18 protein-coding genes are annotated in these 16942 nt (G+C 39.4%); 7 read left to right on the forward strand and 11 right to left on the reverse strand.

Annotated features, from left to right (window positions below; all coding sequences use genetic code 11):
• Positions 1–102 precede the first annotated feature (102 nt).
• On the reverse strand, positions 103–729 hold the full coding sequence (locus tag R8925_RS14495; protein ID WP_430536503.1) for an SDR family oxidoreductase: 627 nt from the start codon (positions 727–729) through the stop codon (positions 103–105).
• Positions 730–856: 127 nt separating this feature from the next.
• Positions 857–1852, reverse strand: a complete 996-nt coding sequence (locus R8925_RS14500) for an NAD(P)/FAD-dependent oxidoreductase (protein ID WP_430536504.1) — start codon at positions 1850–1852, stop codon at positions 857–859.
• 303 nt (positions 1853–2155) lie between these two features.
• On the opposite strand from R8925_RS14500, the gene R8925_RS14505 reads away from it, so the two are divergent.
• Positions 2156–3370 (forward strand): NAD(P)/FAD-dependent oxidoreductase, encoded by a 1215-nt coding sequence (locus R8925_RS14505; RefSeq protein ID WP_430536505.1) that lies wholly within the window; start codon positions 2156–2158, stop codon positions 3368–3370.
• 64 nt (positions 3371–3434) lie between these two features.
• Here R8925_RS14505 and R8925_RS14510 read toward each other — a convergent pair whose 3' ends face one another.
• Positions 3435–3911, reverse strand: coding sequence for a divergent PAP2 family protein (locus R8925_RS14510; RefSeq protein ID WP_430539455.1), 477 nt, complete (start codon positions 3909–3911; stop codon positions 3435–3437).
• Between the two features lie 151 nt (positions 3912–4062).
• Here R8925_RS14510 and menI point away from each other — a divergent pair, with 151 nt between their 5' ends.
• A complete protein-coding gene (gene menI, locus R8925_RS14515) occupies positions 4063–4437 on the forward strand; it encodes a 1,4-dihydroxy-2-naphthoyl-CoA hydrolase MenI (RefSeq protein WP_430536506.1) in 375 nt (124 codons plus the stop codon).
• Between the two features lie 247 nt (positions 4438–4684).
• Here the strand turns inward: menI and mnhG are convergent, their stop codons facing one another.
• The 8 genes from mnhG to R8925_RS14555 form a co-directional block, all read right to left on the reverse strand.
• Positions 4685–5269: a monovalent cation/H(+) antiporter subunit G gene (mnhG, locus tag R8925_RS14520; RefSeq protein WP_430536507.1), complete on the reverse strand. Its 585-nt coding sequence runs from the start codon at positions 5267–5269 to the stop codon at positions 4685–4687.
• Positions 5253–5504 carry a Na(+)/H(+) antiporter subunit F1 gene (locus R8925_RS14525; protein ID WP_430539456.1) on the reverse strand — a complete coding sequence of 84 codons (252 nt, stop codon included), beginning with the start codon at positions 5502–5504 and terminating at the stop codon, positions 5253–5255. The genes mnhG and R8925_RS14525 overlap by 17 nt, the downstream gene beginning before the upstream one ends.
• Before the next feature lie 35 nt (positions 5505–5539).
• Positions 5540–6016: a Na+/H+ antiporter subunit E gene (locus R8925_RS14530; RefSeq protein ID WP_430536508.1), complete on the reverse strand. Its 477-nt coding sequence runs from the start codon at positions 6014–6016 to the stop codon at positions 5540–5542.
• Positions 6017–6023: 7 nt separating this feature from the next.
• On the reverse strand, positions 6024–7511 hold the full coding sequence (locus tag R8925_RS14535) for a Na+/H+ antiporter subunit D (protein ID WP_430536509.1): 1488 nt from the start codon (positions 7509–7511) through the stop codon (positions 6024–6026).
• The gene (locus tag R8925_RS14540) at positions 7501–7848 is read right to left on the reverse strand and encodes a Na(+)/H(+) antiporter subunit C (protein ID WP_133621024.1); all 348 of its coding nucleotides are present in this window, start codon (positions 7846–7848) and stop codon (positions 7501–7503) included. The genes R8925_RS14535 and R8925_RS14540 overlap by 11 nt, the downstream gene beginning before the upstream one ends.
• A complete protein-coding gene (locus tag R8925_RS14545; protein ID WP_036073673.1) occupies positions 7849–8271 on the reverse strand; it encodes a Na(+)/H(+) antiporter subunit B in 423 nt (140 codons plus the stop codon). It lies immediately after the preceding gene.
• Entirely contained in the window at positions 8258–10666 is a 2409-nt protein-coding gene (locus R8925_RS14550) for a Na+/H+ antiporter subunit A (RefSeq protein WP_430536510.1), read from the reverse strand. Before R8925_RS14550 ends, R8925_RS14545 begins: the two co-directional genes overlap by 14 nt.
• 345 nt (positions 10667–11011) lie before the next feature.
• On the reverse strand, positions 11012–12220 hold the full coding sequence (locus R8925_RS14555; protein WP_430536511.1) for an MFS transporter: 1209 nt from the start codon (positions 12218–12220) through the stop codon (positions 11012–11014).
• Positions 12221–12453: 233 nt separating this feature from the next.
• On the opposite strand from R8925_RS14555, the gene R8925_RS14560 reads away from it, so the two are divergent.
• The 5 genes from R8925_RS14560 (at position 12454) to R8925_RS14580 (ending at position 16890) form a co-directional block, all read left to right on the forward strand.
• A complete protein-coding gene (locus R8925_RS14560) occupies positions 12454–13041 on the forward strand; it encodes a peptidylprolyl isomerase (protein WP_430536512.1) in 588 nt (195 codons plus the stop codon).
• A gap of 231 nt (positions 13042–13272) precedes the next feature.
• Complete coding sequence (locus tag R8925_RS14565) at positions 13273–13581, forward strand: PTS sugar transporter subunit IIB (protein ID WP_036073678.1); 309 nt, start codon at positions 13273–13275, stop codon at positions 13579–13581.
• 170 nt (positions 13582–13751) lie between these two features.
• Complete coding sequence (locus R8925_RS14570) at positions 13752–15311, forward strand: hypothetical protein (protein WP_430536513.1); 1560 nt, start codon at positions 13752–13754, stop codon at positions 15309–15311.
• A gap of 392 nt (positions 15312–15703) precedes the next feature.
• Positions 15704–15880 carry a hypothetical protein gene (locus R8925_RS14575; RefSeq protein WP_430536514.1) on the forward strand — a complete coding sequence of 59 codons (177 nt, stop codon included), beginning with the start codon at positions 15704–15706 and terminating at the stop codon, positions 15878–15880.
• Positions 15832–16890: a hypothetical protein gene (locus tag R8925_RS14580; protein ID WP_430536515.1), complete on the forward strand. Its 1059-nt coding sequence runs from the start codon at positions 15832–15834 to the stop codon at positions 16888–16890. The genes R8925_RS14575 and R8925_RS14580 overlap by 49 nt, the downstream gene beginning before the upstream one ends.
• Positions 16891–16942 lie beyond the last annotated feature (52 nt).

The raw sequence follows: 16942 nt of genomic DNA on the forward strand, positions 1-16942 counted from the left end.
AGTCCGGTAGAATACCGTCTTCAGGCCAGCCAAGAGGTTTAATTAAATTTGGTACAACTTTTGGGGTTCAGTACAATGGCGACTCTTTAGAATTAGCTTTTTTTATTTAATAAATTTATCTATCGGCGTATCTCCGTTTTGAAAGGTATAAGTTTGCTTGTATGTCTTGGTATTATCAACAATGGCGTTTAGGAAAAGGGCAACATCGGCTCGCGTAATAGTTGTGCGACCAGTTGTGTAATCACTGATATGTGCAGTTGCCGGTTCATTTGTTAGCAGTACAGGACGAACGATTGTGTAATTGAGCTGACTTTTTTGGAGTTCTTTATCAGCGTTCCCTTTAGCGATTAAATAGTCTTTGAGTGATTTAGGACCATTTTCTGGTTTATCAGCCCAAACCGAACTAACCATAATAAAGTGAGAAATGCTATACTGTTCAGCATACTGAGCTGCTCTAATTGCTGCATTTTGATCGATAGCAATTGTTTTCTCATGTCCTGTATGCCCACCAGAGCCAGCGGAGAAAATAACAGTATCGATATTGTTATAGGCTGAACTAAAGTCATCTTCTAAATCGGCAATGATTACTTTTGCAACAAGTTGTTCAAGAGCTGCACGTTGTTCTTCTTTGCGAATCATAGCTGTAACGTTGACACCCGTTTTTTTTGCTAGTAATGCAACGGTTTGTTTTCCTATTTGGCCGTTTGCCCCTATTACTAATACGTTCATCTTAAAACTTCCTTTCTAGGATTAGTTTTACAAATTTCACGTTTCCAAACTATTTACTGATTTAATAAATCAACATATCCATTTTCTCAAATTACTCTTACATCCGAACTTAACGGCTTTTATTACATTAATCAAACATCGAACTTGAATGCATTGGTTGTACTCGAGACTTTGGATCGATGTAGTTCATCGCGTTGTTCACAGCTGTAGGCGCCTCTCCAAATCCTGTCGCAATCAATTTTACTTTACCGTCATACGTACAAATATCACCTGCGGAATAGATACCCGGAATATTTGTCTCCATTTTGGAATTGACAACAATCGAATTACGCTCAATATCGAGCCCCCACTCTTTAATAGGACCTAATGAGGACACGAAACCGTAATTTACAATGAAATCATCAATCTCAAGGACTTCCTTTCGATCACCTTTTACTTCCTCCAAAACAATTTGCGTCATTTTCTCAGAATCACCGATGATATTAGTTGGAATAAATGGGGTTTTAACTGTAATTGATGACTGCTCCAGTTTCTCAACGCTATGTTCATGGGCACGAAAAGCATTGCGACGATGGATGATGGATACTTCTTTGGCAATTGGCTCAAGCATTAAAGCCCAGTCTACTGCCGAATCCCCGCCACCACAAACGGCTACACGACGGCCTGAAAAGCGACTCAAATCATTGATGAAATAATGCAGATTTTTACCTTCATATTGTATCGCATCATCTAGCTCGAGGCGACGAGGCTGGAAAGCACCATTCCCAGCAGTGATAATGATTGCTTTACTGTAATGCGTATCTTGGTTCGTGCTGATTTCAAATGTACCATCCGCTTGTTTCTCAACGCTTGCTACAGCTTCTTCTAGACAAATCGTTGGATCAAAAGGTTTCATTTGAGCAATCAAGTTATTAACTAATTCTTGCGCGCGCACTTTCGGAAATCCTGGAATGTCATAAATATATTTCTCCGGATAAAGGGTAGAAAGTTGCCCGCCTAGTTGAGGTAAGCTCTCGATAATTTTTACGTTTGCTTTTCGCATACCTGCATAGAAAGCTGCGAATAGCCCAGCTGGACCCCCACCGATAATCGTTATATCATAAATTTTTGTTTGATCGTCCACAAAAAAACCTCCTAAAATAAATATTCTCACGATTTTTCATCACAAGACCATTCTACCATAAAACAGATAGAAACAGTATGCCAATAGCTTTGCAGAAATACTAAATTGCCGCTAGATTTTTCATATATTGTGAGCTTCTTCTCTTGAAAAAAAGACTTGAAAGAGCTATGATATAGGGTGAGGGCTTTTTGCCTTCTTCTTGAGACGTAGATGTTTAAGCGCAATCTACATAATTGTCATTAGGCTTGGTCCTGATGCAGTTTTTTGTGAGAAAAATACAATGGGAAAGTGGATGTGATACAGATGAGTAAGCCAAAAATCGTCATTCTGGGAGCTGGGTACGGTGGCTTGAAAACGTTGCGTAAGTTGCAACAATTGAATGTTGAAGCAGAATTAGTATTGGTGAACAAAAATGACTATCATCATGAAACAACATGGTTACATGAAGCTGCCGCAGGAACATTAGAAGCAGAACAACTAATGTATCCTATCGCGAAAGTAGTCAATCCAACAAAAACAACTTTCATTCAAGATACTGTGGAGAAAATCAACAAAGACGACAAAACAGTAATATTGACGAACAAAGGGGATATTTCGTACGACTTCTTGCTGATTGCACTTGGATCAGAAGCAGAGACTTTTGGTATCAGCGGTTTGAAAGAATACGCGTACACGATTACTAGCATCGATTCTGTTAAGAAGATTCGAGCTCAAATCGAAGGTAGTTTTGCAAAATGGAAAACAGAACAACGCGATGAATTATTAACAATTGTCGTTGGTGGCGCTGGATTCACGGGTATCGAGTTCTTAGGGGAACTAACCAACCGTATTCCAGAACTTGTGAAAAAATATGACGTGCCTCGTGAAAAAGTCCGCATAGTTTGTATGGAAGCTTCACCAAAAGTGTTGCCGCAATTCGATGCAAAATTAGTAGACTATGGCGTTGGCGTTTTAGAAGACCGTGGTGTAGAATTCAACGTTGGAACTCCAGTGAAAGAAGCTACAGCAGACGGTATTAAATATGCGAAAAGTGAAACGGAAGATGTGGAAATCAAAGCAGCAACAGTTATCTGGGCAGCTGGGGTACGCGGAAATAGCGTTATCGAAGCTTCTGGATTTGAAGCTGGACGCGGTCGTGTGAAAGTAAATGACGATTTGACAGTTCCAGGTAACGAAGAAATCTTGATTATTGGGGATTGCTCGTTAATGATTAATCCTGAAAATGATCGTCCATACCCGCCAACAGCGCAAATTGCGATGCAACAAGCAGATATTGCGGCAGCGAACCTTGCTAAGATGGTAAAAGGATTGACCACAGATTTAGCACCATTCATCTATCATGAAAAAGGTACTGTTTGCTCAATCGGAGACAACGATGCGATTGGTGTTGTAATGGGTAGAAGCTTGAAAGGTTACCCCGCATCCGTTATGAAAAAAATAATTGATGACCGTGCGTTATACCAAATTGGTGGAACTGGTGTCATGATGAATAAAGGTAAATTTAAGTTCTATAAATAAGCTACAAAAATAGGAGCGAAAGTCAGTTTTTAAGTATCTGACTTTCGCTCCTATTTTTAAATTCCTATAAAAGGCCAAATAGATAATCGACAAGAAATCCAATCGCGATACCAGTCAAAGCTCCGAAGAAAACTTCCATTGGTTTATGACCAAGCATTTCTTTCAAATGTTTTTGCTTCTCTTCTTGTCCTGGTTCTGTCAGGCCCTTTGCATGTTCGACAAATTCATGAAAATCTCGAGCTAATTTGTTGAGTGCAACGGCTTGCTCACCGGCTTGGCGGCGAACACCGGTAGCATCAAACATTACGATGATACCGAATACGACAGCGATAGCGAAATAAGGAGAGTCAATTCCGTATGAAATCGCAAGTGTAGTCATTAGGGCTGTAACGGCCGCTGAATGCGAACTAGGCATACCTCCCGTGGAAAACATAAGACTCCATTGCATTTTACGATAAACGAGCAAATGGATTGGAACTTTGACAAATTGCGCGAAAAAAATAGCAATGAGTGAAGCAATTAAAGGTACATTGATTAACATGGCGATCTCCTCTTCCTTAGCAAACAGTTATATTAGTATTGTACCACAAGAAATGGGAATGGAAACCTACTCTGTTCAAAACAGTTTTACGGATGCATCGATAGAAATAAACGGCTATAATGGAAGGAAGAGACGGGAGGAGACGAGGATTATGAGTTTAGGTGAATACTTGGAAATGGAATTGATTTCACTAACAAAAGATGCAGCAATTGTGAAAATGCCAGTTAATGAAAAAACGCGTCAACCGTTTGGATTTTTACACGGTGGGGCTTCTGTGGCACTTGCTGAACAGGTAGCGAGTATTGGCGCCACAGCGCATGTGAGTGATAATGAAATCGCATTTGGTCTTGAGATTAACGCAAATCATATTTCATCAGTACGGGATGGCTACGTGCTTGCTACGGCAGAGCCTATCCATATCGGAAGAACAACACAAGTTTGGCACGTCGAAATTCGTAGTGAGGCGGATAATAAGCTTCTGTGCGTAAGCCGCTGTACCTTAGCCATTAAAGAAAAATCAGCATAAAAATGGGTCTGGGACACAACCCGAATAAATCGGCGACAAGCGCTCGCATTGCTGGGACTGTTCGATATGCAATGAGTTACAGTCTCAATATAAGCGTGAACAAAGTGAACGGTTAATCCATTCCAAATCCCCTTAATACAAGCGCTTTCGCTCGATTTGTGTTAAGCAAGATTAACATCCTGCTCGGAAAAAAGGATGTTAATCTTGCTTATTTTGCATGAAAATGAGTTTTGTCTCGGCCTCATTTTTATTTATTCTTATCTGTATCTTCATTTTCTTCGTCAAGCTCGATAATCTCTTGTTCTGAGTCATCAGATTCAAGCTCAATCAATGTTTCCTCATATTCACGCGCAACATCTTCTGATTCCTCGCGTTGGATAATTTTTTCATCACGCAATTCCCAGTCGAGTTGATCCTCTAACTCTTCACGCTCCTGACGTGCGCGTTCCAACTGTTCTTGTTTGATAATGACATTTTTCCGCTTCTTAATGTCGTCTTTTTTCACGGAACGTAGTTGGTCACGAATGCGAATCGCCAAAGGGACACCAGTATCGTAAGCAGCACGGTTAATCAAGTGAGAAGCAATCGGCGTTGTTAAGTAAATAAACAAGATTGCAAGTAGAACCCGGGCATTAAAACCTTCCCCACTATGAAAAAAGTAGCCAACTGTTGCAAAAAGTAGCAAACTTACGCCGAATGTATTGCTGATACCCGCGGCATGCGTTCGGGTGTAAACATCAGGAAGACGAATCACGCCAATCGCTGCTAAAATACTGAGTGAGGCGCCGATAAGAATCATGATCGAAATAATAATCTCAATTATCACGTTCACGTTCAATCACCTTACCTTTCTCTACAAATTTAGCAAACGAGACAGTGCCGATAAAGGCAAGCAGAGCAATCAAGAGGATAACGTCCAAATAGGCGTTCGTATCCAGTAACATCGAAAGCAGCGCCACAATAGCAACGAGGTTCATCCCAATCGAATCGAGTGCTACCACTTTATCAGAAGTCGTTGGTCCTTTTAAAATTCGGTATAGGTAAAGGAAAATAGAAACAGAATACATAAACAAGGCGATAGCTAAGACTGTGTTTATAATAATCAATGGAACACCTCCATAATAGCGCCTTCGTAGGATTTGCGAATAGTCGCGATTTCCTCTTCAATATTCGGAACATGAAGTGAATGCACGTAGATTGCTTTGTAATCATCAGAAATATCGATAGAAAGCGTTCCAGGTGTCAACGTGATTAAAATCGCCAACATCGTCACTTCCCAGTCGGTTTCAAGCGTCGTTTCGTACCGAAAAATTCCTGGACGAATGTTCATATCTTTTTTGAGAACGATGCGTGCTACCATAACAGTTGAGATAATTAAATCCTTAAAGAAGTTAAATAGTAGTTTCACAAGCGCTAGAATTCGCCAAATATAAAAGCGAGATCCAAGAAAGCGACGCATGAAGAACAGCAGGAAAATCCCAATAATAAAGCCGAGAATGAAAGTCCCTATTGTGAAATCAGACTGCAGGAACATCCACAAACAGGCAAGTATAAGGTTGATAATTAATTGAAATGCCATTTTTGCCTCACTCCCCCAGTACCGCTTTAATATAAATTGATGGATCAACTAATGGATCGACTGCCTTGTCAATAAGTGGATACATACCTTGTGAAAAGATGCCATAAGCGACGGAAACAGTGAGTAACATCAAGATAGGCACCATCATTTTTCGATATGGAATGTCTAGATTGAACGCTCCTTTTTTCTCACCCCAGAAACCTTTTGAGAAAATTTTAATCATCGAAAGAAGTACAAACAGGCTAGAAAGAAGTACGATAATACCGCCAACATAATGCTGCACTGCAAAAGCCCCTTCTACAATTAACAGCTTGCCGATAAACCCGCTGAGTGGTGGAATACCTGCAAGTCCGAGCGCTCCAATAAAGAACGTCCAACCAAGTGATGGTTTAACACTCATAAGGCCACTGAACTTTTTGATGCTCGAAAAGCCGGTAATTGCGATGATAACACCTATGATGAGGAAAAGCGTCCCCTTAATCAACATATCATGAATCAAGTAGAAAATCGCACCAGTCATAGCTTCACGAGTCATGAGCGAGACACTAAACAGAATCACACCGACTGCGATTAAAATATTATAAATCATAATTGTTTTCATATCGTTATAGCTAATTGCTCCGATGACGCCGAGTACAATCGTAATGAGCGCAAGCGTAGACAATAACGGCAATGCAAAACTAGTTTCATTATAGAAAAATAGTGTATAAACACGAATAATAGCGTAAATCCCAACTTTCGTGAGTAAAGCACCAAATAAAGCAAGGACGGGAATTGGTGGCGCAAAGTAAGAACCTGGTAACCAGAAATACAGCGGAAAAATACCAGCTTTCAGACCAAACACGAACAAGAATAATACTGCAACAACCGTTATCATCCCAGTATTTCCACTATTAATCTCAGAAATTTTTTGTGAGATATCAGCCATGTTAAGCGTACCAACCATTGAGTAAAGCAGAGCAATAGCCATAACGAGAAACGCTGAGCCAATAACGTTAATTAGTAGATACTTTACTGTAGCCTTCAATTGTCCCTGCGTTCCGCCTAAAACGAGTAATACGTAAGATGCCATCAACATTACTTCAAAGAAAACAAACAAGTTAAAAATGTCTCCGGTCAAAAACGAGCCGTTCACCCCGACAATCATAAACAAGACAGCCGGATAATATAAAAATCGTTCCCGTGGTTTCCCGATAGAATAAAACGAATAAATTAACGCCCCAAGAAGCACTAAACTCGTCGTTGTTACGAGCAGGATAGCGAACATGTCACCAACAATCGAAATGCCAAATGGAGCTGGCCAGTTTCCAAGCGTTACGACCAAAATCCCATGTTGATACACATAATAAATTAGGTAAATGTTAGCTAGAATAAGAACCACGCTCGTAATGATCGCTAGTACACGTTGTACCATTACTTTTCGCGGTAGTAGCATCAGAAAAATCGCTCCGAAAAACGGAATCAAAATCGGCATTAAAACAAGGTTACTCATCATCTGCTTCATGCCCCCTTGTCTTAGAAACGCTCTCACTATTAAGTTCCTGATAAGCCCTGTAAGCAAGGACAAGGAAGAAAGCAGTCACACCAAAACTAATAACAATCGCTGTCAAAATTAAAGCTTGTGGCAGAGGGTCATTATAAGCAGAAAGCCCAGGAGTATCAAGCAGGGGAGCCTTCCCTTTTTTTAAACCGCCCATCGTCAAAATAAGCAAGTTAACTCCGTGACTTAAAATTGCCGTCCCAAGAATAATACGCAACAAACTTTTGGAAAGAATAAGGTAAGTGGCGGCCATAAACATGAGCCCAATTAAAATCGACATCAACAGTTCCATCTAGTCACTCTCCCCAATCGTTTGAATTATCGTAAGCGTTACACCAACAACGACTAGATAAACACCCAAGTCAAAAATTGTTGCGGTATGCAGCGATGTATCGCCCAGAATAGGCAAGTCTACGTGGCCAAATTTATGCGTTAAAAAAGGATCACCAGTCAAAATACCAATCATGCCAGTGCCAACTGCAAACAATAAGCCAACGCCAGTCATCATAATCGTATTTATATTTAACATGCTTCTCACAGTTTGCGAGTCATAAGCAATCAAGGTCAGCGTCACTGCACCAGCCGAAATCAAGCCAGCAACGAAGCCACCACCAGGATTGTAATGTCCAGCTAAGAACAAGTGGAGCGAGAACAGGAAAATAATAAAGACAACAACCTTGGTGACATTACGTAGCAATACGTCATTTGTTTTCATTTTTTTCCCTCCTAGCTAAGCGTAATTTTATCATCCCAAAAATACCAATGGATGCAACAGCGAGCACGGCGGTTTCGAACAATGTATCAAAACCACGGAAATCGACTAGAATCACGTTAACAATATTTTTCCCAGCTGCTTTCGTATACGTATTATCAATATAGTACTGCGAAATCGAGTCATAGAACGTCGTATCATAAGCTGAAATGGAAATTAAGAAAACGACCAACCCAACACCGATACTAATAAAAGTCTTTGCAGAGAACCATCGCGGTTTCTCCTCAATATTACTGAACTGTGGCAAATGGTAGAAAACGAGCAGGTAAAGCACAACTGAGATGGTCTCAATTACAAGCTGTGTCAAAGCAAGATCGGGTGCTCTAGCCACAATGAAGAAAATACTAATCGTATAGCCCATCGCACCAAGCAAAATAATGGAGGTAATGCGCGATTTTGAAAATACAATACCTATAAGCGTTACAATTACGACGAAAACTAAAACATAATCCATCATCGTAACACGCGAAATTGCCGAAATATCAAAATTAAGCGCATCCGTCATAAAAATTGTGCCTAACATTAAAATAATAAAAGCCGTCAACATATAGTTTAGATATGTTCGCAACCAACCAGTCATTACCCATAAAGTAAAGCGATACGATCCTTGCTCCATATAATACATTCCATTATCATACGCTTTACCCCAACGGAAAAATGCCGGAACTTTCTCAGAGATAAAAGGTCGCCACCAATTTGTTGTCTTATAAAGAAAAATGCCCAAAATAATTACGCCAGCCGTCATCAGCAATGCCATCGTGAAGCCATGCCAGAAACTGATATGAATCGAATAACCAGTCCCGTAAAGCGAAGGCATAATTGATTTTACTGCAGGTTCAAGCAACGGTTTGGCAAGCAAATTTGGGAAAACACCTGTAATTACAACAAGTGCAGATAAAATCATCGGCGGTAATAACAATCCAAATGGTGCCTCATGCGGTTTTTGCGGCAGTAAATGCGGTTTAAGTTTGCCACCGAAAGTTCTGAAGAAAATAATCATGCTATAAACAAATGTGAAAATACTTCCTATCCAAGCGATGATTGGTAATATGACGCCCCATGTCTCTGCCTGAAACAAGTTCAGCGATGTCACGTCTACCATACTTTGAAAAAACATTTCCTTACTCAAAAAACCATTAAATGGCGGTAATCCAGCCATTGCAAACGTCCCGATAAAGGCAATCGTCGCTGTAATTGGCATAACTTGCATCAAACCACCGAGCCGCTTAATATCCCGCGTCCCAGTCTCATGATCCACAATCCCAACCATCATGAACAAACTTCCTTTAAAAGTAGCATGGTTAAATAAATGGAAAACCGCTGCTACAATCGCACCAATATAAATGTTGTCATTCCAAGAATCGAAATGAAGCGCCGCAGCTCCAACGCCTAATAGTGTCATAATCAAACCGAGTTGACTAATCGTTGAATAGGCCAAAATCGCCTTCAAATCGGTTTTCTTCGTCGCGGTAATCGAACCCCAGAACAAGGTCACAATCCCGACTAGCGAAATTGTCCAGAACCAAGCCCCAGATACCGCGAAAAGAGGTGTAAACCGAGCGACTAAATAAATTCCAGCTTTGACCATCGTTGCTGAATGCAAATATGCACTAACTGGCGTTGGGGCTTCCATCGCGTCAGGCAACCAAATATGGAATGGAACCTGCGCCGATTTTGTAAAGGCACCTAGTAAAATAAAAATCATGGCAGGAATAAATAGCGAACTATTTTGAACAAGTGCTGCCTCCGAAATGATTTCACGTAACGAGAATGATCCCGTAATAAGGTGAAGCAATAAAATCCCGCCGAGAAGCATCAAGCCTCCGAATACGGTAATAAGCAATGACTTTCGCGCGCCATAACGCGATCTTTCTCGATGATACCAATATCCAATCAGTAGAAATGAACTAATCGAGGTCATTTCCCAGAATAAATAAAGAACAACTAAATTATCACTCAAAACAACTCCGAGCATAGCCGTCATAAAAATGAACAGAAATGCATAAAAATTGTTTAAACGCTCCTTCTTTTTACCTAAGTAGAAAATAGAGTAAAACGTAACAAGTGATCCAATCCCTGTAATAAGCAGAGCAAATAACAAACTAAGCCCGTCCACAACGATCGTAAAATTAATACCGAGCGATGGAATCCAAGGCATTGTCTGCGTGACAACCCCATCCGTCGTTTGCGGAATAAACGTCAAAAAATAGATAAACAAGATGACGGGAATCGGCAAAACAATCCATCCAGTATGCAGTTGTTTGGTCCAACGATAGAAAATGGGAATTAACATAGCCATGATAAATGGCAAGAAAATGGCGAGGTGTAGAAATGACAAAAGTTCTCCCTCCTTGGTGAAAATTAATATCTAAATATGACGAAACATCACAATTTATTTAGGAAAGCATAGAAGCTTAAAATGAAAACCCGAAGATAAAAAATAGGCTGTGATTCTGTGCTCGTGGATATGCTTAAGAAATAAGACATGGAGCACGCGTTGTTTGTCACATTTTTTATTATAGCATACTTAATTACCTGAAAAAAAGGGTAGAATCTTGGGCAACGTGTGAAAAGGGTAATGTTTTTCGAATTCTATAAATATGTAGAAAGATGAAAAATAAAAAAATTGCTGCTCTCAAAAAAGAACAACAATTTTTTTAAATGTATTTTCTAGTTTCGATAATTAGTCCACATTTACATGGCGCTTTCGATCCGATTTCAAGCTAAACCAAAGCAATACAAAGGCAACGACAAACATGAAGCTCGTAAAGACAAAAACATTGCTCATCCCAACGAATCCAGCCATTGTCCCGCCAAGAATCGGACCGATCACATTCCCAAGAAAACGTGCACTCTGGTTATAGCCGAGCATCTCACCCTGCATTTGTCCCGGAGCCGATAAACGAATATAAGCTGTGATACAAGGCACCATCCCCCCAATCGCAATTCCAAACAAAAATCGGAAGAAAATAAACAACCACAAATTTGGAACAAAAGCTTGCGGTAAAACAAAAAGTGCCGCCATAATCAGCAACATATTCAAAATTTTCTCGTACCCATACTTATCTCCCAGCTCGCCCCATTTTCGCGTCATGACTAAATTTCCAAAACCAGCCGCTGAAAAAGCAAGTCCAGACAACAACGCTACATTATCGGTATGCGTCAATTCTCCAACATAAAGCGCAAGTAAAGGCTGAACACTAAAGTTTGCAACTTGAATAAGCAATGAAATAATCATCACCATCATCAAAACCCGTAACTTAAAGATATGTTTCAACACTTCTCGGCGTGAGTAAGTCACTTTTTTCACGCCCTCCAAATCCGGCCGAACTTCCTTCAAACCAAAGGAAACAAGTAAAGCCGCTACAAATATTGCAATCCCTGTAATAATAAAGGTACTTGAAAATCCGAAAAAGTCAGCCAAAGCCCCACCGAGTAGCGGGCCAAACAGCATCCCAGTTACACCACCCAATTGCAAAGTTCCGAGTACCTTCCCAGCCTCACTACGATTCGTTTGTCTCGCAATAAAAGCGTTCGAAATCCCGATAAAGCCAGTAACGACACCCATAAAAATTCGCAAAACCATCATATATGTGACTGAATGAGCATAACCCATAAGAAAAATACTGACACTCATCCCAAAAGCTGTAAACATCAAAATTTTCTTAAACCCATACTTATCCCCAATCCGGCCCCAAATTGGCGAAAAAATAAAAGCGACTAAAAAAGTCACACCAAAAATATATCCAGCCCAGCGTTGTACATACGCCTCACTATAATTTCCAAACGTTTCAATATACAACGATAAAAACGGCATGATCATCGTTGTACTGGCCGAAATTAATAAATTCGCGACCATTAAAATGTACAGATTCCGTTTTTTGATTGACATAAAAACCATCTCTATTCCTTATTAGTTTCCAAATATCTAATTCCATTATAGAATAAAGAATGACAGAAACAAAAATAAACGCTCTAAGAAGAGGAGGCAACATGGTCAAAAAAATTGTTATTTGGGGCGCTGCTAGTTTATTATGTATATATGTACTAGCTGTATTTGTGAACTTACTCATAATCTGGTTCAAATAAGAGCAGTCAACTAAAAGAAAAAGAGGAGATTTAAAAATGACATATTATCCACAATTATCAAAAGAAGTAACAGAAAACGAAAAATTGGTAGCGATGGAAACAAATCGCGGAACAATAAAGTTAAAACTATTCCCAGAAATCGCGCCAAAAGCAGTAGAAAATTTTCTAACACACGCTGAAAATGGCTACTATGAAGGTATCATTTTCCACCGTGTTATTGCTGATTTTATGATTCAAGGTGGCGATCCAGAAGGCGCAGGTTACGGCGGAGAAAGCATCTGGGGAGAACCATTTGAAGATGAATTCTCACCAAACGCCTTCAATATCCGTGGAGCTTTATCAATGGCAAATGCAGGGCCAGGAACAAACGGTAGCCAATTCTTCATCGTTACAAATAAAAACTTACATCCACAAATGGCTAAACAAATGGAAGGCGCAGGATTCCCAGCTGAGGTAATTGAAGCTTATAAAGCTGGTGGAACACCACATTTAGACGGACGCCACACAGTATTTGGCCAAGTAGTAGACGGCATGGACGTAGTAGATGAAATCCAATCTGTCAGCGTCGGTGCCCAAGACAAACCAGTTCACGATGTAACAATCGAAAAAATCACCATCCTATAATAGATGCATACACTGAACAAATCGGCGAGAATTACTAGATGTACGCAAAGTATATCGAAAATCCCTTGCTACACTCGGCGTTACTCTAAATCAAGATAGGCCACCAAACCCACGCGCGCTGAGAAACGTTTCTCGGTGCGCGTGAAGCTCACCCTTGTGTAAACGCTGTATTATGAGTATAATGAATATAGTAAAAGAAAGCTACCCTAAAATCGAAAGGAAAGATTTTTGATGAAAAATATCGTATTAGTATGTGCGGCAGGAATGTCCACAAGTTTATTAGTAACAAAAATGCAAAAGGCAGCAGAAGCAAAAGGGTTAGAAGCGACAATTGCTGCATATTCTATCTCAGAAATCAATGGACTTATTGATACAGCAGATGTAGTGTTGCTTGGCCCTCAAGTTCGCTACCAAAAATCAACTGTTGATAAATTAGCTGAACCAACGGGTGTTCCAGTTGATGTTATTGATATGACAGCTTACGGCACGATGAACGGTGAAAAAGTGCTTGATCACGCTTTGAAATTAATGGGTGAATAATAAATAGACGTATCAAAGCCTGAGCTATGGGTTGGCATTTGCCACTTGTAGCGCGGGCTTTTTTGTATGCCAAAAAATAAATCAAGATGGGTGATTTCAGACAGGTTTACCTCCGTAATTTGATATACAATACTATTTGTAACATAAAAAGAAATTAGGAGGAACATGAGATGGGAATAGGTTTAGTATTAGATTGGTTAAACATTTTAGATTTTAAAGAGGAAAGTGATGTAGATTACACTGATGCATTCAGACGTGCCATTGCAACAATTGAGGGAAGAAAAGGCGGTGTACTTTATATCCCGAGTGGAACGTATGATATTCGTCCAGTGCCAGCTATTTCTTTATGCAGTAACTTAACAATCATTGGCGATGGTGCGCAGTCTATAGTTAGAATTGCGGATGGAACAGGCCCATATAAAGTAATTTTTGGGCAGGAAAGTTCTACAGAAGCACGCATAGAAAGTGTATACTTTGAAAGATTTACGATTAATCAAAATCCAGTAGGAAATCCGGTGCCCTCATCAAGTGGTGCATCACAATTTGCTTTTTCTTTCAAGAACTTTAGTAAAATTCATTTCAGAAAAATGGAATTCAATCCAACAACGGGGGCCAATGCAATATGTTGCAATGCTTCAAGGGGAACGTATATCGATACAACATGTCAAGACGTAACCGTAGAACAATGCCGTTTTTATCGTGAGAGTCCGAAGCAGATTTATGTCGATAATTCAGCAATCTATTTAAATTGTCCTGGTAGTATCGTGAGTAATAACAAATTCTACGCAATGGGAGACGAAACAACAAAAGCAAGAGGGTGTATTGAAACACACGGTGGGAAAAGCGTTATTTCAGGAAATTATTCAGAAGGTTATAGCACTGGTGTTAATGCCGCAAGCCGTACGTGGGGAAAGGAAAATGTGGACGGTCCCCTTATCAGTATGTCCCCCGCCAATATTACGATTACAGGAAATACATTTACTAAAGTTAAAAAAGGTATTCAACTATGGGTTAATCATCCTCAAGATAATGTCACACCAGCGCTAACTGTCGAACAATGGGCGACTCATAAAGAGGAAATTGTATTGGAAAATGTTCTGATCAGTAATAATACAATCAGTGTAGATGTTTCAGACTATACAGCAAACCCAAATAATTATGCTGGAATAACGCTTGCCGGAGCCTATCAAGGAAATCGTTGGATCAAAAATATTTCCATTGGTACAAATAACATTATCTTTACTGGAAAAAGTGGACCTACTATTGATGTGGATAAAGGGCTTGTTCCGAATGATTTCAAGAGCTGTTATGGCATTGTATTTTTATTAGCAATCAATATGGCAAATATCGCAATCCAAAATAATATCCTATCGAACGTCCCGCTGAGTGCTATTTATTTAGGGAGATTAAGCAATGGTGGTACATCTAAAGTGAGCGAAGTTCAAGGTATCAAAATAAGCAATAATATTATGACGAACTGCGCCTATTTGAAACAGCCATCGAGTACGACTAGTTTTATTGATTTGCGAGGGAACATTCTAGGTGCATCCATCCAAAACAATATGATGAACGATAAATTTGCAGTTGAAAAAGCTACGTATAGTATCCGCCTGACGCCTACACCAGGTAAAGATATTTATATTCGAGATAACGTTGTGACAACAAAACAAGCAGTAACAAAAATAAAAATGCTTATTGCAGCAGGGTATGAGAAATCTGTGAAAGCATAATAACATATGGAGCAGTATGTCTTAGACGAAAGATATACTGCTCTTATGGTGCGTTTTATAATAAAATTTTCTTTTTTATGTTATTTTTGTGAACATTTTAAAGGAACTATAGCTATTTTTAGTAACAATATGTTAATATTATCAAAATGTTAGTTGGTGATAGATTAGTAAATTTCTCAAAATAAGCAAAATTAAAAGCCGTTACTTAAGCTGGAAAAGCGGTACGTACCTACAGTTAATCTCCCAAAAATCGTAACAGAACGACTTCGTACACTAAGTAGATATCAATATAAAATTGAGCTTCAATCAAGGTAGGCTATTTCGCTTATTATCTAGATAATAGTGTTTAGCAAGATATGTTCTTATATGTAATGGAATAGGAGGAGCAAACAATGGTAGAAAATTCAGCGGTAGACTGGTTTAACCTTTTAGATTTTAAAGAGGATGGAGATGGAGATGAAGATAGTACAGAATCATTCAGACGCGCGATTAAAAAAGTGAAAGCAATGGAAGGGGGGGGGTGTACATTCCTAAAGGCGTACATGAAGTTTGTCCAAAGGAAGTCATAACGCTTTGCAATAATCTAACTATTCGTGGCAGTGGAATACAATCTGTCATTAAGATTGCTGATGGTACAGGTCCTTACAAAGCCATATTTGGTCAAAATTTCTCCACAGATGCCAGAGTAGAAAATGTGTCTTTTGAAAAATTTGTAATTAATCAAAATCCAGGTGGTAATCCGGTAGTTTCATCAGCAACGACAGGATCACAATATGTATTTTCACTCAAAAATTTCAGTAATGCTCATTTTAATAAATTAACCTTCCGTCCAACTACAGGGGGAAATGCTATCTCTTGCAACGGTTCACGTTCAAATGGAGAGTACGTGGATATGACCTGTCAAGATGTGACGGTGGAACATTGCCGTTTCTACAGAGAAAGTCCTAAACAAGAGTATGTAGACAATTCTGCAATATATCTTAATTGTTCAGGAGTCATCGTAAGTAATAATAAATTTTACTCATACGGAGATGAGACGATGCGTGCAAGAGGGTGTATCGAAACTCACGGTGGAAAGAGTGTAATTACAGGTAATTATTCGGAAGGTTACGCGACAGGTGTTAATATTGCAAGTCGTGCACAAGGGAAAGATGGCATAAATAAAGACTTTGTTAGTATGATACCATCGAATGTTACTGTCACTGGGAATACTTTTACAAAAGTGAAAAAGGGCATTCAGCTGTGGGTTAACCACCCTAAAGATAATATAAAACCAGTAGCCGAGGATTGGGATAAAGAAGTGGAGATGATTACACTTGAAAATGTTCTTATAGGTAATAATACAATTAGCGTTGATGTTTCTGACTATGAAAAGAGCCAAATGAATTATAATGGTATCTCATTTGCAGGGGATCATAAAGGAAATCGTTGGGTCCGGAACCTTATTATAAATGCGAATAACATTATATACACTGGGAGTAGCGCTAATATAAATGTAGAAGAAGGTGTTATTCCTAAAAATTTTCTGAGTTCTTACGGGATTGGCTTCACGATTGGGTTTGTCAAGAAAAGTGTGTAATTAAGAAATAGAAATGTAATGTGACACACGGTCCTTGAGAGAATCCAAAACA

It is taken from the genome of Listeria rocourtiae subsp. hofi, assembly GCF_963575615.1.
GTDB lineage: Bacteria > Bacillota > Bacilli > Lactobacillales > Listeriaceae > Listeria_A > Listeria_A hofi.